This window comes from Haemophilus sp. HMSC061E01 (genome assembly GCF_001810345.1).
Lineage (GTDB): Bacteria > Pseudomonadota > Gammaproteobacteria > Enterobacterales > Pasteurellaceae > Haemophilus_D.
The window spans coordinates 172028-193245 of the sequence record NZ_KV801015.1 but is presented as its reverse complement, the minus strand read 5'-3'; the positions used below and the strand labels follow the sequence as shown (position 1 = coordinate 193245).

Annotated in this window: 18 protein-coding genes; 10 read left to right on the top strand and 8 right to left on the bottom strand. The window is 39.8% G+C overall.

What is annotated here, in order from left to right; all coding sequences use genetic code 11:
• Positions 1 to 29: 29 nt before the first annotated feature.
• Entirely contained in the window at positions 30 to 1679 is a 1650-nt protein-coding gene (gene pgi, locus HMPREF2732_RS06820) for a glucose-6-phosphate isomerase (protein ID WP_070592210.1), read from the top strand.
• A gap of 52 nt (positions 1680 to 1731) precedes the next feature.
• On the opposite strand, the gene HMPREF2732_RS06815 is transcribed toward pgi, so the two are convergent.
• The 7 genes from HMPREF2732_RS06815 to HMPREF2732_RS06785 all read right to left on the bottom strand — a co-directional run bounded on the left by HMPREF2732_RS06815 (position 1732) and on the right by HMPREF2732_RS06785 (position 9064).
• Positions 1732 to 2910, bottom strand: coding sequence for an MFS transporter (locus HMPREF2732_RS06815; RefSeq protein ID WP_315940652.1), 1179 nt, complete (start codon positions 2908 to 2910; stop codon positions 1732 to 1734).
• A gap of 63 nt (positions 2911 to 2973) precedes the next feature.
• The gene (locus HMPREF2732_RS06810) at positions 2974 to 4431 is read right to left on the bottom strand and encodes a glycoside hydrolase family 32 protein (protein ID WP_070592208.1); all 1458 of its coding nucleotides are present in this window, start codon (positions 4429 to 4431) and stop codon (positions 2974 to 2976) included.
• 9 nt (positions 4432 to 4440) lie between these two features.
• A complete protein-coding gene (locus HMPREF2732_RS06805; RefSeq protein ID WP_070592207.1) occupies positions 4441 to 5052 on the bottom strand; it encodes a glutathione S-transferase N-terminal domain-containing protein in 612 nt (203 codons plus the stop codon).
• 58 nt (positions 5053 to 5110) lie between these two features.
• Positions 5111 to 6037 (bottom strand): aminoimidazole riboside kinase, encoded by a 927-nt coding sequence (locus tag HMPREF2732_RS06800; RefSeq protein WP_070592206.1) that lies wholly within the window; start codon positions 6035 to 6037, stop codon positions 5111 to 5113.
• 75 nt (positions 6038 to 6112) lie between these two features.
• Positions 6113 to 7300 (bottom strand): tyrosine--tRNA ligase, encoded by a 1188-nt coding sequence (gene tyrS / locus HMPREF2732_RS06795; RefSeq protein WP_070592205.1) that lies wholly within the window; start codon positions 7298 to 7300, stop codon positions 6113 to 6115.
• A 209-nt stretch (positions 7301 to 7509) separates the two neighbouring features.
• Complete coding sequence (gene sfsA / locus HMPREF2732_RS06790; RefSeq protein ID WP_070592204.1) at positions 7510 to 8226, bottom strand: DNA/RNA nuclease SfsA; 717 nt, start codon at positions 8224 to 8226, stop codon at positions 7510 to 7512.
• Between the two features lie 91 nt (positions 8227 to 8317).
• The gene (locus tag HMPREF2732_RS06785; protein WP_070592203.1) at positions 8318 to 9064 is read right to left on the bottom strand and encodes an SIMPL domain-containing protein; all 747 of its coding nucleotides are present in this window, start codon (positions 9062 to 9064) and stop codon (positions 8318 to 8320) included.
• Between the two features lie 241 nt (positions 9065 to 9305).
• Here HMPREF2732_RS06785 and HMPREF2732_RS06780 point away from each other — a divergent pair, with 241 nt between their 5' ends.
• From HMPREF2732_RS06780 to odhB, 4 genes are all read left to right on the top strand, one after another.
• A complete protein-coding gene (locus HMPREF2732_RS06780) occupies positions 9306 to 9968 on the top strand; it encodes a Bax inhibitor-1/YccA family protein (RefSeq protein WP_005699490.1) in 663 nt (220 codons plus the stop codon).
• 125 nt (positions 9969 to 10093) lie between these two features.
• Positions 10094 to 10798 (top strand): ComEA family DNA-binding protein, encoded by a 705-nt coding sequence (locus HMPREF2732_RS06775; RefSeq protein ID WP_070592202.1) that lies wholly within the window; start codon positions 10094 to 10096, stop codon positions 10796 to 10798.
• A gap of 148 nt (positions 10799 to 10946) precedes the next feature.
• Positions 10947 to 13754, top strand: coding sequence for a 2-oxoglutarate dehydrogenase E1 component (gene sucA / locus HMPREF2732_RS06770; RefSeq protein ID WP_070592201.1), 2808 nt, complete (start codon positions 10947 to 10949; stop codon positions 13752 to 13754).
• 57 nt (positions 13755 to 13811) lie between these two features.
• Positions 13812 to 15038, top strand: coding sequence for a 2-oxoglutarate dehydrogenase complex dihydrolipoyllysine-residue succinyltransferase (gene odhB, locus HMPREF2732_RS06765; protein WP_070592200.1), 1227 nt, complete (start codon positions 13812 to 13814; stop codon positions 15036 to 15038).
• 101 nt (positions 15039 to 15139) lie between these two features.
• On the opposite strand, the gene cytX is transcribed toward odhB, so the two are convergent.
• Positions 15140 to 16318, bottom strand: coding sequence for a putative hydroxymethylpyrimidine transporter CytX (cytX, locus tag HMPREF2732_RS06760; protein WP_070592199.1), 1179 nt, complete (start codon positions 16316 to 16318; stop codon positions 15140 to 15142).
• Between the two features lie 145 nt (positions 16319 to 16463).
• Here cytX and sucC point away from each other — a divergent pair, with 145 nt between their 5' ends.
• The 5 genes from sucC to cysB form a co-directional block, all read left to right on the top strand.
• A complete protein-coding gene (gene sucC / locus HMPREF2732_RS06755; protein ID WP_070592198.1) occupies positions 16464 to 17630 on the top strand; it encodes an ADP-forming succinate--CoA ligase subunit beta in 1167 nt (388 codons plus the stop codon).
• A gap of 2 nt (positions 17631 to 17632) precedes the next feature.
• A complete protein-coding gene (gene sucD, locus HMPREF2732_RS06750) occupies positions 17633 to 18502 on the top strand; it encodes a succinate--CoA ligase subunit alpha (RefSeq protein ID WP_049369056.1) in 870 nt (289 codons plus the stop codon).
• A 122-nt stretch (positions 18503 to 18624) separates the two neighbouring features.
• Entirely contained in the window at positions 18625 to 19248 is a 624-nt protein-coding gene (locus tag HMPREF2732_RS06745; RefSeq protein ID WP_070592197.1) for an L-threonylcarbamoyladenylate synthase, read from the top strand.
• A gap of 39 nt (positions 19249 to 19287) precedes the next feature.
• Entirely contained in the window at positions 19288 to 20298 is a 1011-nt protein-coding gene (gene rluB, locus HMPREF2732_RS06740; RefSeq protein ID WP_083304359.1) for a 23S rRNA pseudouridine(2605) synthase RluB, read from the top strand.
• Positions 20299 to 20310: 12 nt separating this feature from the next.
• The coding region (gene cysB, locus HMPREF2732_RS06735; RefSeq protein ID WP_070592196.1) for an HTH-type transcriptional regulator CysB at positions 20311 to 21218 on the top strand (908 nt) is incomplete at its 3' end.

The window sequence follows — 21218 nt, the reverse complement described above, 5'->3', positions numbered from 1 at the left end:
AAGAATTCAATTTTTAAAAGGAAATATTCATGAAAAACATCAACCCAACCAATACACAAGCTTGGAAAGCACTTGAAGCTCACCAATCTCAACTGGCTAATACAACCATTGCTGATTTGTTCAAACAGGAACAAAATCGTTTTAATGATTATTCTTTAACTTTTGAAAATCAAATCTTAGTGGATTTTTCAAAAAATAAAATTAATCAAGAAACCCTCAAATTACTTCATCAATTAGCCAAAGAATCCGCATTAGATGAAGCGATTAATGCCATGTTTACGGGCGAAAAGATTAATCGCACAGAAAATCGTGCTGTATTACATACCGCACTTCGTAACCGTTCAAATACACCTGTATATGTAGATGGCAAAGATGTGATGCCAGAAGTGAATGCGGTATTAGCGAAAATGAGCGCATTCTGTGATCGTGTAATTTCAGGTGAGTGGAAAGGTTATACAGGAAAAGCAATTACTGATGTAGTGAATATTGGTATTGGTGGCTCAGACTTAGGTCCTTACATGGTCACTGAAGCACTTCGTCCTTATAAAAATCACTTGAATATGCACTTTGTTTCAAACGTGGATGGCACACATATTGCTGAAACGTTGAAAAAAGTAAATCCTGAAACCACACTTTTCTTAGTGGCGTCTAAAACCTTTACCACGCAAGAAACTATGACCAATGCGAACTCTGCACGTGATTGGCTATTAGCTGCAGCGAAAGATAACAGTGCGGTGGCAAAACACTTCGCAGCGCTTTCGACCAATGGTAAAGCCGTAGCGGAATTTGGAATTGATACCAATAATATGTTTGAGTTCTGGGATTGGGTTGGTGGCCGTTATTCTTTATGGTCTGCAATCGGTCTTTCAATTGCACTTTCAATCGGCTTTGATAATTTTGAAGCACTCTTAAGTGGTGCACATGAAATAGATAAACATTTCCGTACTGCGCCATTAGAAAAAAATATCCCTGCAACATTAGCATTGGTTGGTTTATGGAATACTAACTTCCTTGGTGCACAAACTGAGGCAATTTTACCTTATGACCAATATTTACATCGTTTTGCGGCTTATTTCCAACAAGGCAACATGGAATCAAACGGTAAATATGTTGATCGTAATGGCGATGTTATCCGTGATTATCAAACCGGCCCAATTATTTGGGGTGAACCAGGTACAAATGGTCAGCATGCGTTCTATCAATTGATTCACCAAGGTACGATGTTAATTCCTTGTGACTTTATCGCGCCGGCACAAAGCCATAATCCATTAGGTGATCACCACAGCAAATTGTTATCAAACTTCTTTGCACAAACTGAAGCGCTTGCATTTGGTAAAACCAAAGAAGAAGTCGAAGCAGAATTTGTGAAAGCGGGTAAATCTTTAGCTGAGGTAAAAGACATTGTGCCATTTAAAATCTTTACCGGTAACAAACCGACCAACTCTATTTTAGTGCAAAAAATTACACCATTTGTTCTTGGTGCATTAATTGCCATGTATGAACACAAAATTTTTACACAAGGTGTGATTTTTAATATCTTCAGTTTTGACCAATGGGGCGTGGAATTAGGTAAACAATTAGCGAATCGAATTCTTCCTGAATTGGCAGATAAAGAGAAAGTCTCAAGCCATGATAGCTCAACCAATGGATTGATTAACCAATTCAAAGCATGGCGCTAAGATAATATAAAGTAAAAGTGCGGTCAAAATTGACCGCACTTTTTTATTTTCATTAAACTGATTTGACTTTCCACATACAGCCTACGCTGATAAAAATTAGTGCCACAGCGACATAAAAAACAGAGTTGTAGTACCAAATTTCCGCAATAATACCCGCAATCGGTCCACCAATAATCCAACTACTTTTGGCTGCATTACTGAATAGCGTAGTGGCTGTGCCCATTTTAGTCGGCATTAAATCTTGGAAATACACCATGCCAATGGTAGCAGTAATACCAATAAAAATCGCATTAAGCATTTGTAATCCGATAAGCTGCCAAGTTTGCTCCGCAAATAATAAACTTGAATAAAAAGCAAGGCCTGAAACTAAAGCAATCATCATCAAGCGCTTTTTACTGAAATATTTGGTGAGATAGCCCGCAAAAATCATCACAGGAATTTCCAATCCAGCAGCCGTCCCCATCAATGTCCCTGCCAGTTCTTTGTTTAAATGTAATTCATTAATCACAAATAATGGCATATTAATGAGATACATGCTGTTACAGGTCCAAAGCAATAGGTTAGCGATGAACAAGTAAATCACACTTTTTCTTGGTGGCGTATTGTCTAAAATCTCTTGATTTTTAACCGCACTTTGGCGAGGAATTTTCGGCAATAATTTGCTGACGCCTGCACAAAGTAAAAAGGCAGAACCCGCCACCAAATACATGTAATCAAAGCCCCAGTTTAACGCAATGAAAAAAGAAAGCGGTGGCCCAACAATCCAAGCCAATGAGATTTGAGTTCGCATAATCGTGGTGAACATCACCGCTTCACGATGACTGCTTTCTGCATATTCTCGTGCTAAAGCAAAAGATTGTGGATTAGCGGATGAGCCCAATCCTAATAGGGTTGTACCGATAATAATCAACACATAATAATTTCGGCTATAAGCAAAAATCAGACAGCCAAGCACAGCAATCAAACAGCAAACAATCATCACTTTGCGACGGTCATCTTGCTTATCAGAATATTTCGCCAGAATTTGGCTTAAGATAATGCCAATAATGGCATTAACTGAATAGAATAAGCCCACAAAAAAAGGCGAAACTTGAATCTCTTGAGAGAGATACAAACTCAAAGTCGGTGTTTGAAACGCAGAGGCAATTCCCGTTAAAAAGGCAATCAATAGAAAATTGAACGCCACAAGATTAGATGGTGTTGCGTTTTGTTGTTGAACAAACATAGTCATTACTTAATAAGAGAACATGGTTGGAAATAAAAGTGCGGTTAATTTTAACCGCACTTGAGTTGATTATTTGTCATATTGAATTGCTGGTAAATAACCAATCATTAAATCCAATGGACGGCTACAGCTTATTGTATTTTCTCTGTTCTCAATGAAAAATCTTGATGTCATCGCTTTTTCACCCTGATTAAAGAAAATTTCAATAATTGAACGATCAAAGAAAATTTCAACAGTTTGCAGATTTTCAACTTCGCAGAAGCGTTTGGTATCGAATTTTTCCATTAAATCGGTTTGTTCGCTTTGACTGCGATCTAAGCAAACCAAGCCATTTTCATAAGAAAGTCGTAATGATTGTCCTTTTTCATTTTGGAAGAAGGTTAAGTCAAAGGCTTGGTTATTTGCCTCAAATTTAATATACGCACGATCTAAATTAGCAATATCAGCTTTTTCATTGAGATGAAGCGCAGAAAGTGCGGTCAGATTTTTGTATATTTTATCAATCGGGCATTGATAAATTTTCGAACCTTCTAAACGCAATTCTCTTGGTAAGGTTAAAGCTGAGTGCCATTTAAATTTGTCTGTTGGATAAGTTAAATCTGGCAAACCAATCCAACCGAAAAGCACGGCATGAGTTTGGTTATCTAAGCCTGCAAATGTTTGTGGGGCATAGAAATCAAAGCCTTGATCTAACTCACTAATATATTCTGCTTCAAAGGTTAAATCCGTTAATTTACCCACAGCATAAGTCGCATGATAATTGTTTTGGAATTGATGTTTTTCCCGAACTTTACCTTGTGGCGACCAAATAAAGACATCTTTATCACCCAGCTTCAATAGGTCAGGGCATTCCCACATAAACACGTTTGTATTGTCAAAAGCAGGTAAGGAAAGCTCACCTAATAAGCGAGGCGTACCTTCAAGATTATCCATTTCAAAAATAATGGCTGTTCCCGTGAGGTTTTCTCGCTGTGCACCACAGATAAAACGGATTTTGCCGTCTTTAGTTAAATACGGTTTAGGATCGCGAACATGCTCTGTATAACCTTCTGGCGCATTTTCAATTAACGGACGTTTGCTAAGCAACTTCCCGTTAAGATCGAAAATCGCTAAATTTTGATAAGGCACGCGTTGATTATCACTTGGACGACGAGTATTGCCAGTGTAGAACATGGCTAATTTATCACCGACTTTTAAAGCACCACCTGAATAACAGCCGTGAGATTCAAAAAGCTCACAAGGAATCAGATCATCCGCTGATTGGTAATGTTGGAAGTCTTTCGTGATTAAATGCTTCCAATGTTTCATCCCGTGAATTGCATCGAATGGAAACCATTGATAGAACAGATGATATTTCTCTCCATCGAAGATCAAACCATTCGGATCATTCATTAAGCCAGTTGGTGGGGCAATATGAAAGTGCGGTCGGAAATACTTGTCTTTTTGCACAGTTTGAGCAATTTCCGCAAGTTCGCCTTTTTCTGCGGCTAGAATACTTTTGTATTTGCCATTATTGAAAATAATCATAATTTAATCTTATTTGGGTAAGGTGTTTTTTAAGCAATCATAGCGTTGATTCATTGCGTCAGCCCATGTTTTTAATGATTTGATGGTTGCATGTTGTGAAGCATGAGTCCAAGCATCGCGAAATAATAGAAAATCAATTGCACACACGGCATTCAATGTACCGATATTTAATTCTTCACCAAAACTATCAATGGCTTTTTTTAGTTCAATTAAGCTTTGCTCAGTGCGGTCAAAAATTTGCTGATGACGTTCAAGCCACCATTGCTCTTGTGGACGAAGGCATTTTTCAGGTGCTACGGATATTTCATTCTCTAAAATACCATCTGCTAAATAATGTAAACGGAGAATTTCCCAACGTGTCTCTTTGTTCCCATAAAGTGAAGGTTGCGTACCAATGTGATCGAGATATTCTGCAATGAGTGAACTGTTATAAAGCCATTCACCATTTTCTCGTTGTAATGCCGGTAAACGACCAAGAGGATTGTCTAAGTTATGTGGCGAGTTCTTATCTAAACCACTGCTTGCGAGGAGTAATTCAACATGATCTTGCAATTGATGATATTGCACTACAGCACGGGCTTTTCTAGCATAAGGGCTAGAGTTCGAATACCAAAGTTTCATACATACTTCCTAAATTATTTTCATAAATAAAAGGTGCAGCTATTTGCACCTTTGCATGCTAATTCGCTAAAAATGCCGCTAATTGTGTTTGGTTTGGTAATGCAGACATCGCCCCTTTTGCCGTTGTTGCAAGAGCGCCGCAGGCATTAGCCTGACGGATGATTTGCACTAATACATCATTTTCTTTCCAGTTTGGATGCTGTGAAAGTCCAGCAAGTAGGCCACCAACGAAAGCATCGCCAGCACCCGTTGTATCAACAGGTTGTAAGGCTTTTCCAGAAATCACATCTTTCTTACCTTCTAAGTGATAGAGTGCACCATCTTTACCTAAAGTAACGATAATCAATTTTTCAGGATAAAGTGCGGTCACTTTTTCAAAGGCTTTTTCAAGGCTGTCAGTATTAGTCAAAAGCGTTAATTCTTCTTCAGAGAATTTCAATACGTCAGCTAATGCAACCGCTTCCATGACCACGGTTTTCATTTCTTCTAAGCTTGACCAAAGTGACTCACGTAGATTTGGATCGAAAGAGAAGAAACCGCCAGCGGCTTTAATACGACGAATGGCTTCGAAAGTTGCTTCGCGAGATGGATTATTAATCAGCGCAATAGAGCAGCAATGTAGCCATTCACCTTGTTGGAAAGGCGGTAAATCGCTGGCTTGTAAGAACTGGTCCGCACTTGGGTTTACCATAAAGGTAAAGCTGCGTTCACCATTATCTAGGCCAACCACAACCGTAGAGGTGCGATGTTGCGGATCTAAAATCATATGTTGTGTATTCACATTTTCCGCATTTAAGGTATCTTGCATAAATTGGCCAAGGGGATCGTTACCTACGCGACCAATAAAGGCACTCGGACTGCCTAAACGTGCGACACCAACTGCCACATTTGCAGGGGCACCACCGGCACAGCGTAAATAATGATTTTCACCGTCAGGAATAAGATCGACCACTGCATCGCCTGTTACCCAGATTTTTTGGCTCATTTAATTTTCCTTCTATTGTGGATATGAGTTAAAAAATAACCGCACTTAAAAAGAGCGGTCATTTCCATATGTGTTTTATGCGATGGTTACGCGTGCGAATTTACGCTTACCGACTTGGTAAACATTCGTGCCTTTCGGTGCGTTGGCTTTCATGTCTTCGACTTTTTCACCGTTAATTTTCACTCCACCTTGTTTCGCTGAGCGAATTGCTTCAGAAGTAGAAGGAACCAGTCCTGCTTCTTTTAATAAGGTAGCTAAACCAATTTCGCCTTCAAAAGTGAATTCAGGCATTTCATCCGGCATTGCACCTTTTTGGAAACGGTTAATAAATTCTTGTTCAGCTGCATCTGCCGCCGCTTCATTATGGAAACGAGCGATGATTTCTTTGGCTAATAAAATTTTCACGTCACGTGGGTTTTTACCATTTGCCACTTCAGCTTTTAATTCCGCAATTTCAGTGAGTGGACGGAAAGAAAGCAAGTTGTACCAATCCCACATTAATTCATCCGAGATTGACATAATTTTACCGAACATATCGCTTGGTTCATCTGTCACGCCGATGTAATTACCTAATGATTTAGACATTTTCTTCTCACCGTCTAAACCAACAAGTAATGGAAGCGTAATCGCTACTTGTGGTTTTTGACCAGCTGATTTTTGTAATTCACGACCAACAAGTAAGTTGAATTTTTGGTCAGTACCACCAAGTTCTACGTCTGCTTCTAATGCAACAGAGTCATAACCTTGTAATAAAGGATAAATAAATTCGTGAATTGCGATAGGTTGGTTGTTACCAAAACGTTTTTTGAAGTCATCACGTTCTAGCATACGCGCTACAGTATAGTTGCTTGCTAAACGGATCATCCCTTCAGTACCCAATTTACCCAACCATTCAGAGTTGAATACGATTTTTGTTTTTTGAGGGTCTAGAATTTTGTAAATCTGTTCTTTATAGGTTTCCGCATTGCGAAGCACGTCTTCACGGCTAAGCGGTGGGCGAGTGGTGTTTTTACCAGATGGGTCACCGACCATACCCGTGAAATCACCGATTAAGAAATAGACTTCGTGGCCTAATTGTTGGAATTGACGAAGTTTGTTTAATACCACGGTATGCCCTAAGTGAATATCTGGAGCAGTAGGGTCTGCACCAAGTTTAATTTTAAGTGGGCGATTTTCTTTCAGTTTCTCGATTAAATCTGCTTCAGAAAGAATCTCATCAGTACCGCGTTTTAGTTCAGCGAGAACGGTATTAATATCAGTCATTCTATTTCCTAATGTTATTTCAATATTAAAGGCTACATTATAGAGAATATGGCTGAAATGAAAAGATTGAGATGAAAAAAAACGCCTATTTGTGGGGAAATAGGCGTGAAGTTGGAGTGATTATCTGTTTGTTTTTGGAATATTTAGATGATAACCATTCTCAAATACCTTGTCAACAACAAAATGCAAATAATTCTCAATTATTTTTTTTAATCGATGTAAGGTACACTTTCTGTGAGAGAAAGTGCGGTCGGAATGCCATCTGAAATGTCAAATTTTCCTGCATAAGCATAAGCTTCTACGCCTTGTGATTTTGCGTCCTTTAAAAGACGATCATATTCAGGATCCACAAACTCAGCGATTTTAAAACGATCGAAGCCATCATGTAATCCAGCAAAGAGAACAACGGCGCGATGTCCTTGTTTTTTCATGGCTAAAAGCTCACGAACATGTTTTTGTCCACGAGTAGTCACCGCATCGGGAAACATGCCTAATGTACCTTTTACAAAGGTGATGGATTTCACTTCAACATAACAATCGGGCAAGCCTTCACCTTTAAGTAAGAAGTCGATACGGCTATTTTCTTCACCATATTTCACTTCAGGATAAATTTCATCATACATAGCCAGTTCTTTGATTTGTTTGTTTTGCAAGGCTTCAAAGACTAACTGGTTGGATCTGTGCGTGTTAATACAAACAAGTTGGTCGTTTGCTAATTGTGTTAATTCCCAACTATGTGGATATTTGCGCGTTTGGCTATCAGAATGAGAGTACCAAACGGTATCACCTTTTTCACCACAGCCAGTCATTGCACCGGTGTTTGCACAATGAATGGTGATCACTTCGCCATTTGGTAATTCAATATCAGTCAAAAAGCGTTTATAGCGACGAATTAATTTCGCGGCTTGTAGGGTAGGGAGTTGCATAGCGTATTCATTGTTAAAAGAAAGTGCGGTCGAATTTTATGACAAAATTGACCGCACTTTGTTCTTATGAATGTTGAGTAAATATTAAAAATTATTCAATGGCATATTCAATAGTGACGACTAAGCGCGCTTTTTTCTCAATAGTGCTTGTGTCGTAGCTACCAGTGTAATCGCTAGAGTCATCCGCATCGGGATTTGGTGCTTGAATGTAGAATGGCCCTTGTGAAGCGGATTTTAATACGCCAACTTTTACGTTACTGGTTTTCGCAAACTCTTCAGCACGAACATGCGCATCTTGGGTGGCTTTTGAAATTAGCTCACGTTTAATTTGTTCAAGATTTTCTAAGTAGTAATTTGGATCACCAAAACTAATATCTTGGTTGTTAGCTACTAATTGGTGAATATTGGTGAGGGCTTTTTGTAACTTAGTCAATTCTTTAGTTGAAATTCGGATTGATCTTGATGCATCAAAGCCATTCTCTCTACTTTTGGTTTCACCTTTTTCATTCTCATAATAGTCAGTATGAGTAGATACATCTAATTCGGTGATTTCTCGATTTTCATCAGTGAAACCTTGTGCTTTAAGGAAACGAACGGCTTCATTTAAGTTTTTCTGATTCGCTGCCATTGCGTCATTATAAGTCGCGCCCCAACCTGTTACGCGGATAACCCATGTACCTTGTGTTGAGGTATAGTGGCTTTCAGCCAATCCTTTTACTGAAATAGAGCCGGTTTGGCGTAAATTTTTAAATTGACTACCTAGGATAAACGCTGAAGCCATCAATCCGACGGCAAGGATAATGCCAAAAATAGCGAGATAAGATTTTTTACTGTTCATATAATGTCCATGATGTGGAATAAAAGAGTGCTTATTATAATGTAATTCAACTTATTGAGTAAGTTAATTTATTCACTATAACGCATATAAAAAATAACTTTAAAAGTTGACCGCACTTTTACCTTCTTAAATTTAAAAATTAAAACAAATTCTTGATTTACCATTGACTTTTTTACCTGTAGCCCTTACTTTACGAAGTGATGTTTCATCAAATTTATTCTTTGTAAAATAAGGAGCTTTTATGCAATCTCGCATTGTGGTTAATTCACAGGAAGAATCACTACTTAGCACACATAAAGTGCTACGTAATACCTATTTCTTATTGGGATTAACGATGGCATTTTCGGCAGTTGTTGCTTATATTTCTATGAGCTTAAACTTGCCTTATCCAAATCTTATCGTGTTACTTGTAGGTTTTTACGGTTTACTTTTTGTCACAAACCGTTTAGCAAATAGTGCATGGGGAATCTTGGCTGCATTCGCGTTCACTGGGTTTATGGGTTATACCATCGGGCCAATTTTAAACATGTATGTGGCGAGAGGAATGGAAGATTTAATTATGCTTGCATTCGCAGGTACAGCAATCGTCTTCTTTGCTTGTTCAGCTTATGTGCTTACAACGAAGAAAGATATGTCTTTCCTTTCTACCGCGATTTTCTCATTATTTATCGTGTTATTGTTAGGAATCGTGGCAAGTTTCTTCTTCCAAATTCCAGCATTAGCGGTAGGGATCAGCGCATTGTTTGTGGTGTTCTCAACAATGACAATCCTCTATGAAACTAGCAATATTATTCACGGTGGCGAAACAAACTATATTCGTGCAACAGTGAGTATTTATGTGTCAATTTACAACTTATTCATTAGCTTATTAAGATTACTTTCTATCTTCTCAAGTGATGATTAGTCAGTATTAAATTTAAAGACGCTCCTGATTAGGGGCGTTTTTTTGTTTTGAACTAATTTTCTTAAGATAAGTCTTAGCATACAGGTTCGCTTGTCGTGCCTATTAATAACTAAATAGGAGTTTTTATGAAATCTTTAAAATCACTTTTAACATTAACATCACTTGCATTAGCCGTATCTGGTTCTGCATTGGCAACGAATACATCTGTATTACCAACAAAAGAATCAGTCGTAACTAATTCAACATCAATGGTTGAAAGTACAAAAGCTGATGTAAAAAATGTAGCAAATGATAAGCTTAAATCAATGACTGATAGTGCGAGCTCAACGAAATCAAGCGCATTAGATAAAGTTAATGCCGCTAAAGAAAAAGCGACTTCCACGAAAGATGCAGTGAAAGATAAAGCAACTTCTGCAAAAGATGCGGTAAAAGAGAAAGCATCTGCTTTAAAAGAAAAAGCGACAGAGAATAATCAACCGTCCATGAAAGACAAAGCCACTGAAAAATTCAATTCAGTTAAAGATAATGCGAAAGAAAAAGCATCTGAAGCAAAAACAAAAGCCGCAGATAAAGTAAAAGAAGTGAAAGAAAAAGCGACTTCAACAAAAGAGTCAGCAAAAGAGAAAGTGGCTTCTTCTACAAAAGTAAACATCAATAAAGCGGATGCAGAAACATTACAAAAACTTTCTGGTATCGGTGAGAAAAAAGCACAAGCGATTATTGATTACCGTAACAAAGTGGGCAAAATCAAAAGTGCTGCCGAGCTTTCTAATATTGATGGTATCGGTGAAGCTACAATTGAAAAAATTACGCCATTCTTAAGTTTCTAAGAAAACTCAGATAAAACAGACCGCACTTTATGTGCGGTTTTTTGTTGAAGTAGATCACAAAATTGTAACAAAGTGTGATTTGAGGATTATTTCTTTTTTTATCCTATGTATAATGGGTGGACAACATCATGTAATACAAGGGGTAGATATGCAGCATTACAGTGCCTTTGATGAATGGTTGGCTTCAACCGCTTTGGGTGGTTCTAATCAATCGTATATTGAGGAATTATACGAACGTTATTTAGAAGATCCATCTTCAGTCGATGAAAGCTGGCGTGCTACGTTTGATGCATTGCCGAAAACAACCGCAGTAGAGCAACCACATTCACCAGTCCGTGATTATTTCCGTCGCTTAGCGAGAGAAAATACAACAGAAGCTGTGACGGTTATCGATCCAGAAGCCAGTGCCAAATTAGTTAAAGTCCTCCAATTTATCAATGCTTATCGCTTCCGCGGTCATTTAGAAGCGAAACTTGACCCAATCAATTATTATCGCTGGAAAGTATCCACCGTACCTGAATTGGATTACCGTTATCACGGTTTTACCGAACAGGATCTCAATGAAACCTTCAATATTAATCACTACGTCTATCATCGCGATAACATCAAGTTAGGTGATTTAGCTGAAATGCTGAAAGAGACCTATTGCGGCTCAATTGGTCTTGAGTTTATGCATGTTCAAGATATGGAGCAAAAAAGTTGGCTACAAAGCAAATTAGAAAGCCAATTAAATAAACCGCTCTTTACCAAAGAAGAAAAAATTAATTTATTAAGTGAATTGACCGCTGCAGATGGCTTAGAACGCTATCTCGGTGCAAAATTCCCGGGGGCAAAACGTTTCTCTTTAGAGGGAAGTGATGCCTTTATTCCATTGATGAAAGAAATTATTCGTCATGCGAGCAAACAAGGTGTACAAGATGTGATGTTTGGTATGGCACACCGTGGTCGTTTAAATATGTTAGTAAACGTGCTCGGTAAGAAACCCGAAGATCTTTTTGACGAGTTTGCGGGTAAACATTCAGGCGAGCGTACAGGTGATGTGAAATACCACCAAGGTTTCTCTTCTGACTTCGCAGTCGGTGAGCGTCGCGTACATTTAACCCTTGCATTTAACCCGTCGCACTTAGAAATTGTTAGTCCAGTGGTTATTGGTGCGGTACGTTCTCGTCAAACGAAAAAGAACGATACAGAGCGTAATCAAGTATTAGCGGTTACTGTTCATGGGGATTCAGCGGTAGCGGGACAAGGTGTTGTACAAGAAACCTTGAATATGTCTAATGCACGTGGTTATACCGTTGGTGGAACAATCCGTATTGTGATCAATAACCAAATTGGTTTTACCACCTCTAACCCAAATGACACCCGTTCAACAGAATATTGTACAGACATTGCGAAAATGATTCAGGCACCGATTATTCATGTGAATGGTGATGATCCTGAAGCAGTGGCTTTTGCGGCGAGAATGGCGGTGGAATATCGTAATTTATTCAAACGCGATATTTTCATTGATCTCATTTCTTATCGTCGTCATGGTCATAATGAAGCAGATGAACCATTAGCCACTCAACCAATGATGTATAGCATCATTAAAAAACATCCAACGCCACGTAAAGTCTATGCAGATCGTTTAATTGCTGAAGGGGTGATTACCGAAGAAGAAGCCATTGAAATGATGAATCTCTATCGTGATGCCTTAGATAACGGTGATCGCGTAGTGAAAGAATGGCGAGAAATGGATATCGCCCAAATGGACTGGTTGCAATATCTCAACTATGACTGGACATCCCCTTACGAAAGTAAATTCCCACAAGAACGTTTCCAAACTTTAGCGGAGCGTGTCAGTGAATATCCAGAAACCTTGCGTGCTCATCCTCGTGTAGAAAAGATTTATGCTGATCGCCGTGAAATGGCAAAAGGCGAGAAATTGTTCGATTGGGGTATGGCGGAAACTATGGCATACGCAACCTTATTAGATGAAGGTGCTAATGTTCGTTTATCGGGTGAAGATGCGGGACGTGGTACGTTCTTCCATCGTCATGCGGTTGTGCATAACCAAAATGACGGGACAGGTTATGTGCCATTAACACATTTACATGCCAACCAAGGTCGTTTTGAGGTGTGGGATTCTGTATTATCCGAAGAAGCCGTATTAGCTTTTGAATATGGTTATGCGACAACAGATCCAAAAACATTAACCATTTGGGAAGCGCAATTTGGTGACTTTGCAAACGGTGCACAAATCGTGATTGACCAATTTATCAGTTCAGGCGAACAAAAATGGGGCAGAATGTGTGGCTTGGTGATGTTATTACCACATGGTTATGAAGGCCAAGGTCCAGAGCACTCATCAGCTCGTTTAGAACGTTATTTACAACTTTGTGCAGAACAGAATATGCAAGTGTGTATTCCATCTACACCAGCACAGGTTTACCACATGCTACGTCGTCAATCGATCCGTAAAATGCGTCGTCCATTAATTGGTATTTCACCAAAATCCTTATTACGTCATCCACTTGCCGTGTCAAGTTTAGATGAATTAGTAAATGGCACATTCCAAACAGTCATTGGTGAAATTGATAACATCGATCCAAAACAAGTTAAACGAGTCGTCCTATGTTCAGGTAAAGTGTATTACGATCTTTTGGAACAACGTCGTGCGAATAACCAAACCGATGTGGCGATTATTCGTATTGAGCAGCTTTACCCATATCCACATGAAGATGTGAAGAAAGCATTAGAGCCTTATGCTCATGTGACGGATTATGTATGGTGTCAAGAAGAGCCATTGAACCAAGGCGCTTGGTATTGTAGTAAGCATAATTTTGACAGCTCGCTTCCTGAGCATGTGAAGTTAAAATATGCAGGTCGTCCTGCCTCAGCTTCACCTGCGGTAGGTTACATGTCTTTACACACCAAACAGCAAAAACAATTGGTAGAAGACGCGCTGACACTGTAAAAGTGCGGTCGAAATTTCAGTAATTTTTAAAGAAAGAATAATTTAAAGGAAAATAAAATGGCAATTGAAATTCTTGTTCCAGATTTACCGGAATCCGTTGCGGATGCAACTGTTGCAACATGGCATAAAAAAGTTGGTGAGACGGTAAAACGTGACGAAGTATTAGTAGAAATTGAAACAGATAAAGTGGTACTTGAAGTACCAGCCTTAAGCGATGGCGTAGTGACTGAAATTCTTCAAGAAGAAGGTGCAACCGTAGTAAGTAAACAGCTTTTAGGTAAACTTTCTACTCAACAGGCTGGCGATATTTCATCTGAAACAGTGAAAGACAATGAGCCAACACCGGCTGATCGTCAAAGAGCAGCCATTGAAAATAGTCACAATAATTCAGCTGATCAAGGTCCAGCTATTCGTCGTTTATTAGCTGAACACGATTTAGATGCAGAAAAAATTCAAGGCTCTGGTGTGGGAGGCCGTATTACCCGTGAAGATATTGCGCGTGAAGTGGCAAAACGTGATGCACAAAAAGCGAAACAAGATGTGGCGACAGAGCAGAATACCATTAGTACCGTGGCATATAGCTCTCGTTCAGAAAAACGTGTACCAATGACCCGTTTACGTAAACGTATTGCGGAACGTTTATTGGAAGCGAAAAATACCACCGCAATGCTCACCACATTCAATGAAGTGGATATGCAGCCGATTATGAAATTACGCAAAACATACGGCGAAAAATTTGAAAAACAACATGGTGTACGTTTAGGCTTTATGTCTTTCTACATTAAAGCCGTGGTTGAAGCGTTAAAACGTTATCCTGAGGTGAATGCTTCAATTGACGGTGATGACATTGTGTATCACAACTATTTTGATATTAGCATTGCCGTTTCTACGCCGCGTGGTTTGGTAACACCTGTACTACGCAACTGCGATAAACTGAGCATGGCGGATATTGAGAAACAAATTAAGGCACTAGCAGAAAAAGGCCGTGATGGTAAATTAACCGTTGAAGATTTAACAGGCGGTAACTTCACCATTACTAATGGCGGTGTATTTGGTTCTTTAATGTCCACACCAATTATCAATCCTCCGCAAAGTGCGATTTTAGGCATGCACGCCATCAAAGAGCGCCCGGTTGCGGTAGATGGCCAAGTAGTGATTCGTCCGATGATGTATTTGGCCTTATCTTATGACCATCGCTTAATTGATGGTCGTGAATCAGTTGGTTTCTTAGTGGCGATTAAAGACTTATTAGAAGATCCAACTCGTTTATTATTAGAAATTTAAGCACACAGGCTTTTCTCTTTTGAGGGGAAAAGCCTTTTTTACATTGATGTGAATAAAAGGGCGGGAACAATGCCCGCCTTTCTATAGTTAAAATCCAATCTTTATTTAGCTATTTTGCGTACTAAGATTGCTAAGATAAAGGTAATGATGATAACAGGAAAAGTCAGACCTAAATCGGTTTCCCAACCTTTTGCCATAAGGAAACGATAGAGTACGAAGCCGACAAACCAAACGCCGAGTCCAACACTATCAACTGATTTTTTAACATCATGCTGTTTGAGCACAAAGAAATCAGCGATAAGCACAGCGATCATTGGCGCGAATACAGAGCCAATAAAGAACAAGAAATGTTCGTATTCTGTTACAGGTAAGGTTGAGGCTAATATGATGCCCACAATCACGGTAAGAACCGAGATTGGCGTAACTTTTAATTGAGGGAAAATATTGTTTAAACTCATGCCGGTGGAATAGGCGGGAAGAGCCGTGTTAATCATGGTAGAGGCGATGACAATTAATACGCCAATAACACTGACACCAGCAAGCGAAAGAATTTGTGAGATTTCAGATTTACCGGTCACTAATGCTGCACCTAAGCCAAGAGCATACATCCAGCAGCTAGTCGCGGTATAAGTCAGCGTTGAAAGTGCGGTCGTTTTAAATGGTGTTTCGCTGTTCTTCGTGTGGTCAGATACTACTGGTAACCAAGAAAGTGGCATGACGGCAGCAATTTCTACAGCAGTACCAAATTTAATATTTTGTGCAGCGTCCATGGCAATAAATGGCTTATTGGCTACTTGAATACTTAGCCACAGCATCAGTAAAAACATGGTGACAAGTGAGAGGCTTTTGAAGATACCTAATTTAGTGAAGCCGAGTAGTAGCCAAAGTATGATGAGTATGCCTAAGCCAAGTGTAAGGAATGGAAAGATGGAAGCATCAGCTGTTTGATTTAAGATAGAAATGACTTCAGCCCCCATATAAATCATGACAGCAGTCCATCCCATCAGTTGCATGGCATTGAGTAAAGAGAAAAGCGCAGAACCTTTTTCACCAAATGATATTTGTACCGTTTGCATGGCACTTTTTTGGGTTTTTGCACCGATGTAACCTGCACAGAAAAACATCGAACCACCAATAAAGTGTCCAACGACGATGGCAATTAAACCTTGTTGCCACCCTAGTGGAGCAAACCAAGTACCTGTGAGAATTTCTGCCATTGAAATAGCAGCAGTAAACCAAATGAGCGCAATCGCAAGATTGCTTGATTTTTTTGTTTGCATGTTGTTATCCTTAACATGGATTGTGGTTATTCTGTCCCAGTATATAACTCAATATAGAAAGGGCAAGCCCAGAATTTAAAATAAAACAAAGTGCGGTCAAATTTTTGTTTGTTTCGCTAAACAACATCAAAAATAGGAAGGAAATATGAATTTACATGAGTACCAAGCTAAGCAGCTTTTTAAGCAATATGCTCTGCCTGTGAGTGAAGGTGTCGTGTGCCAAACGGCAGATGAAGCTGAAATGGCACTCTTTCAGCTGAATGGTGATGTTTGGATAGCGAAATGTCAAGTTCACGCAGGTGGACGTGGAAAAGCTGGTGGTGTGAAGCTCGTGCATAATGCAGAGGAAGCGCGTGCTTTTGCAGATAAATGGCTTGGCCAGCATTTAGTCACCTTCCAAACTGATAAAAAAGGCCAACCCGTTAATAGCATTTATATTGAAGAAACCTGCCAGATTGAGAAAGAACTTTACCTTGGTGCAGTGATTGATCGTGCTTCGCAGAAAGTGATTTTTATGGCTTCTTCAGCAGGGGGGATGAGCATAGAGGATGTAGCAAGAGAAACGCCTGAATTAATTCATAAAGTGACCATTGATCCTCTCGTGGGGGGAATGCCATATCAAGGCCGTGAATTAGCCTTTAAACTTGGTTTAAGCGGCGAACAAAATAAACAATTTGCCGAGATTTTTGTAAAACTCGCTCAACTTTTTATCGAAAAAGATTTTTCTCTAGTTGAAGTGAATCCGCTTGTGGTGACAAAAGAAGGCAATTTAATTTGCGTAGATGCGAAAGTAGGCATTGATGATAACTCACTTTATCGACATCCTGATTTATTAGCCTTACGCGATTTAAGTCAAAGTGATGCACGTGAAGCCGAAGCAGAAAAATATCAACTTAACTATGTTGCTTTGGAAGGTGATATTGGCTGTATGGTCAATGGCGCAGGACTTGCTATGGGCACAATGGATATTGTGAAATTATATGGCGGTACCCCTGCAAACTTCCTTGATGTTGGTGGCGGTGCAACGAAAGAACGTGTGGCTGAAGCCTTTAAGATTATTCTTACAGATAAAAATGTGAAATCTGTATTAGTGAATATTTTTGGTGGAATTGTACGCTGTGATCTTATTGCTGAAGGTGTCGTGGCGGCGATTCAAGAAGTCGGTGTAAAAGTGCCTGTTGTGGTTCGATTAGAAGGAACCAATGCCCCACAAGGTAGAGAAATTTTAGCCGAAAGTGGTGTGAATTTAATTGCAGCACATAGTTTACAAGCAGCAGCACAAGCGGCAGTGAAAGCGGCAAAAGGAGAATAATCATGGCGATTTTAATTAATAAAGAGACAAAAGTAATTTGCCAAGGTTTCACTGGTGCGCAAGGGACATTTCACAGCGAACAGGCATTGGCTTATGGCACAAAGTTAGTGGGTGGCGTTTCACCGAATAAAGGCGGAACAACTCACTTAGGTTTGCCGGTATTTAATACAGTGCGTGAAGCGGTGCAAGCTACAGGGGCTACGGCAACGATGATCTATGTGCCAGCACCATTTTGCAAAGATGCCATTTTAGAAGCTATTGATGCAGGTATTCAGTTGGTAGTCTGTATTACAGAAGGCATTCCAACATTGGATATGTTGTTGGTAAAACAAAAATTAAATGAAACGGGTATCGTGATGATCGGCCCAAATTGTCCAGGCGTGATTACACCGGATGAATGTAAGATTGGTATTATGCCGGGCAATATACATAAAAAAGGCAGAGTAGGCATTGTTTCTCGTTCAGGCACTTTGACTTATGAAGCTGTAAAACAAACAACAGATGAAGATTTCGGTCAATCCACTTGCGTAGGGATCGGCGGCGATCCTATTCCAGGATCTAACTTCATTGATATTCTTAAACGATTCCAAGAAGATGCTGAAACTGAAGCCATCGTGATGATTGGTGAAATCGGTGGCTCTGCAGAAGAAGAGGCAGCAGCGTTCATTAAATCTCATGTGACAAAACCTGTGGTGGCTTATATCGCAGGTGTAACGGCACCAAAAGGCAAGCGTATGGGACATGCAGGAGCGATTATCAGCGGTGGAAAAGGAACAGCTGCAGATAAAATTGCTGCACTTGAAGCGGCGGGTGTGAAGACAGTGAGAAGTCTCGCTGAAATCGGTTCAGCCCTCCGTGAATTGTTGAAATAAAAACTTAAAAAATTGACCGCACTTTGGATTCGTTTTCAAAGTGCGGTCGTTTTTTATAACAAATTCTTATAACCTGCCTCTAAATCGGTGTATAATCTCATCAGTTTTTTAAGGACAAAATTATGAGCCAATTTTTCTATATCCACCCTGAAAATCCGCAAGCGCGTTTGATTAATCAAGCGGTAGAAATTTTGCGTCAAGGTGGCGTCATTGTGTATCCGACAGATTCGGGCTATGCCTTGGGTTGTATGATCGGCGATAAACATGCGATGGATCGTATCGTAGCGATTCGTAAATTGCCAGACGGGCATAATTTTACGTTAGTATGTAGCGATTTATCCGAGCTTTCAACCTATGCAACGGTTAGTAATGTAGCTTATCGCTTAATTAAAAACAATACACCGGGGCGTTATACCTTTATTTTGACGGCGACGAAAGAGCTTCCTCGTCGATTAATGACGTCAAAACGCAAAACCATTGGCTTGCGTGTACCGGATAATCAAATCGCCTTAGATTTATTGAAGGCATTAGGTGAACCGATTTTATCTTGCTCACTGATGTTGCCAGATAATGAACATATGACTTATTCCGATCCCGAAGAGATTCGCGAATGCTTAGAACGTCAAGTGGATTTAATTATTCATGGTGGCTATTTAGGTCAAGAGCCAACAACAGTGGTAGATTTAACGGAAGAATCGCCAGTCATTTTACGTGAAGGAAGTGGTAGTACCGATCCTTTCATTTAACTTATTTTAGACGCTTGGGAAAGCGACAAAGGAAAACAGATGAAACCTATTCAAAAACCAGTCAGACAAGAACGTGAAAAACAAGCGGGAAAACAACCGCACTTTGAGCGTAAAGATCGTAAAAGTGCGGTCAATTCTGACATCAAATCAACCCCTAAAGCTAAGGTAGCTAAGCCATCTCGCCAATCTACTGTAGAAGGTGAAAAATTACAGAAAGTGCTTGCGCGTGCAGGGCAAGGTTCTCGTCGCGAAATTGAAGCGATGATTGCTGAAAATCGTGTAAGTGTCGATGGCAAAATGGCAACCCTTGGCGATCGTATCGATGTACATTCCGGTATAAAAGTGCGTATTGATGGTCGTATCATTAATCTTCAACAAGCACAAAAAGAAGTATGCCGTGTATTAATGTATTACAAACCAGAAGGTGAACTTTGTACGCGTAGTGATCCCGAAGGTCGTCCAACTGTATTCGATCGTTTACCACGATTAAATGGCGCAAGATGGATTGCAGTCGGTCGTTTAGATATTAATACTTCGGGCTTATTACTTTTCACAACAGATGGTGAATTAGCTAACCGTTTAATGCACCCAAGCCGTGAAGTTGAACGTGAATATTCCGTGCGTGTATTTGGTCAAGTGGACGATGCCATGCTAGCGCGTTTACGTAAAGGCGTGCAGTTGGAAGATGGTCCTGCCAATTTCAAAGAAATCAAATTTGCCGGTGGTGTTGGGATTAACCAATGGTATGATGTGACTTTAATGGAAGGTCGTAACCGTGAAGTACGTCGTCTGTGGGAATCACAAGGTATTCAAGTGAGCCGCTTAATTCGTATTCGTTACGGGAATATTAAGCTGATGAAAGGCTTACCGCGTGGTGGCTGGGAAGAAATGGATCTGGAAAATGTCAATTATCTACGTGAGCTAGTGGGCTTGCCACCAGAAACCGAAACCAAATTAGACGTGACGAAACCTCGTCGCCGACCAAAATCAGGTCAAATTCGTAAAGCAGTAAAACGTTATACTGAGTTAAGTAAACGCTATAAAAAATAGGTGGTATTCGCGATGAAAATGCAGCAACTCCGCTACATTGTTGAGATTGTAAACCAAAATTTAAATGTGACTGAAGCCGCGAATGCGCTTTATACCTCTCAACCTGGTATCAGTAAACAGGTTCGCTTGTTAGAAGATGAATTAGGTTTAGAGATTTTTGAGCGTAATGGTAAACACATTAAATCCATTACGCCTGCGGGTAAAAAGATCGTCGCTATTGCTCGTGAGCTTCTAGTGAAAGCGCAAAGCATTAAATCGGTTGCTAATGAATATACCTGTCCGAATCATGGCGTGTTACGCATTGCGACAACCAATACGCAAGCGCGTTATATGTTGCCGGCTGTAGTGGAACGTTTCTCTAAACAATATCCAGATGTGAGCTTACATATTCATCAAGGTTCACCGACGCAAATCCATGATGCATTGATTTCGGGTGAAGTGGATTTAGCGATCACAACAGAAGCACCGTATCTTTTTGATGATTTGATTCAACTGCCTTGTTATTTGTGGAATCGTTCGGTGATTGTTAAACCTGACCATCCTTTAGCAAAAGTAAAAAACCTTACAGTTGAGGAGTTAGGCAAATATCCGTTAGTCACTTATACCTTTGGTTTTACCGGTGTATCTGATTTGGATTATGCATTTAATCGCGCGGGGATTCTGCCGAATATTGTGTTTACCGCAACGGATGCTGACGTGATTAAAACTTATGTGCGTTTAGGATTGGGGGTGGGCATTATGGCCTCTATGGCACATACACCAGCAGATAAGGATTTAGTGGCAATTGATGCTGGGCATTTATTCCGTGCGAGTATGACGCAAATTGCCTTTAAACACAGCACTTTCTTGCGCAACTATATGTATGACTTTATTGAATTTTTCTCTCCACACTTAACCCGACCAATGGTTGAAAAGGCTGA

Excerpts from the sequence above, each read along its gene's own strand:
- sucD (WP_049369056.1), top strand. The coding sequence starts at position 17,633 with ATGGCGATTTTAATTAATAAAGAGACAAAAGTAATTTGCCAAGGTTTC.
- sucA (WP_070592201.1), top strand. The coding sequence starts at position 10,947 with ATGCAGCATTACAGTGCCTTTGATGAATGGTTGGCTTCAACCGCTTTG.
- HMPREF2732_RS06810 (WP_070592208.1), bottom strand. The coding sequence starts at position 4,431 with ATGATTATTTTCAATAATGGCAAATACAAAAGTATTCTAGCCGCAGAA.
- sfsA (WP_070592204.1), bottom strand. The coding sequence starts at position 8,226 with ATGCAACTCCCTACCCTACAAGCCGCGAAATTAATTCGTCGCTATAAA.
- sucC (WP_070592198.1), top strand. The coding sequence starts at position 16,464 with ATGAATTTACATGAGTACCAAGCTAAGCAGCTTTTTAAGCAATATGCT.
- HMPREF2732_RS06785 (WP_070592203.1), bottom strand. The coding sequence starts at position 9,064 with ATGAACAGTAAAAAATCTTATCTCGCTATTTTTGGCATTATCCTTGCC.
- rluB (WP_083304359.1), top strand. The coding sequence starts at position 19,288 with ATGAAACCTATTCAAAAACCAGTCAGACAAGAACGTGAAAAACAAGCG.
- HMPREF2732_RS06800 (WP_070592206.1), bottom strand. The coding sequence starts at position 6,037 with ATGAGCCAAAAAATCTGGGTAACAGGCGATGCAGTGGTCGATCTTATT.
- HMPREF2732_RS06815 (WP_315940652.1), bottom strand. The coding sequence starts at position 2,910 with ATGACTATGTTTGTTCAACAACAAAACGCAACACCATCTAATCTTGTG.
- HMPREF2732_RS06780 (WP_005699490.1), top strand. The coding sequence starts at position 9,306 with ATGCAATCTCGCATTGTGGTTAATTCACAGGAAGAATCACTACTTAGC.
- HMPREF2732_RS06775 (WP_070592202.1), top strand. The coding sequence starts at position 10,094 with ATGAAATCTTTAAAATCACTTTTAACATTAACATCACTTGCATTAGCC.
- pgi (WP_070592210.1), top strand. The coding sequence starts at position 30 with ATGAAAAACATCAACCCAACCAATACACAAGCTTGGAAAGCACTTGAA.
- odhB (WP_070592200.1), top strand. The coding sequence starts at position 13,812 with ATGGCAATTGAAATTCTTGTTCCAGATTTACCGGAATCCGTTGCGGAT.
- HMPREF2732_RS06745 (WP_070592197.1), top strand. The coding sequence starts at position 18,625 with ATGAGCCAATTTTTCTATATCCACCCTGAAAATCCGCAAGCGCGTTTG.
- cytX (WP_070592199.1), bottom strand. The coding sequence starts at position 16,318 with ATGCAAACAAAAAAATCAAGCAATCTTGCGATTGCGCTCATTTGGTTT.
- HMPREF2732_RS06805 (WP_070592207.1), bottom strand. The coding sequence starts at position 5,052 with ATGAAACTTTGGTATTCGAACTCTAGCCCTTATGCTAGAAAAGCCCGT.
- tyrS (WP_070592205.1), bottom strand. The coding sequence starts at position 7,300 with ATGACTGATATTAATACCGTTCTCGCTGAACTAAAACGCGGTACTGAT.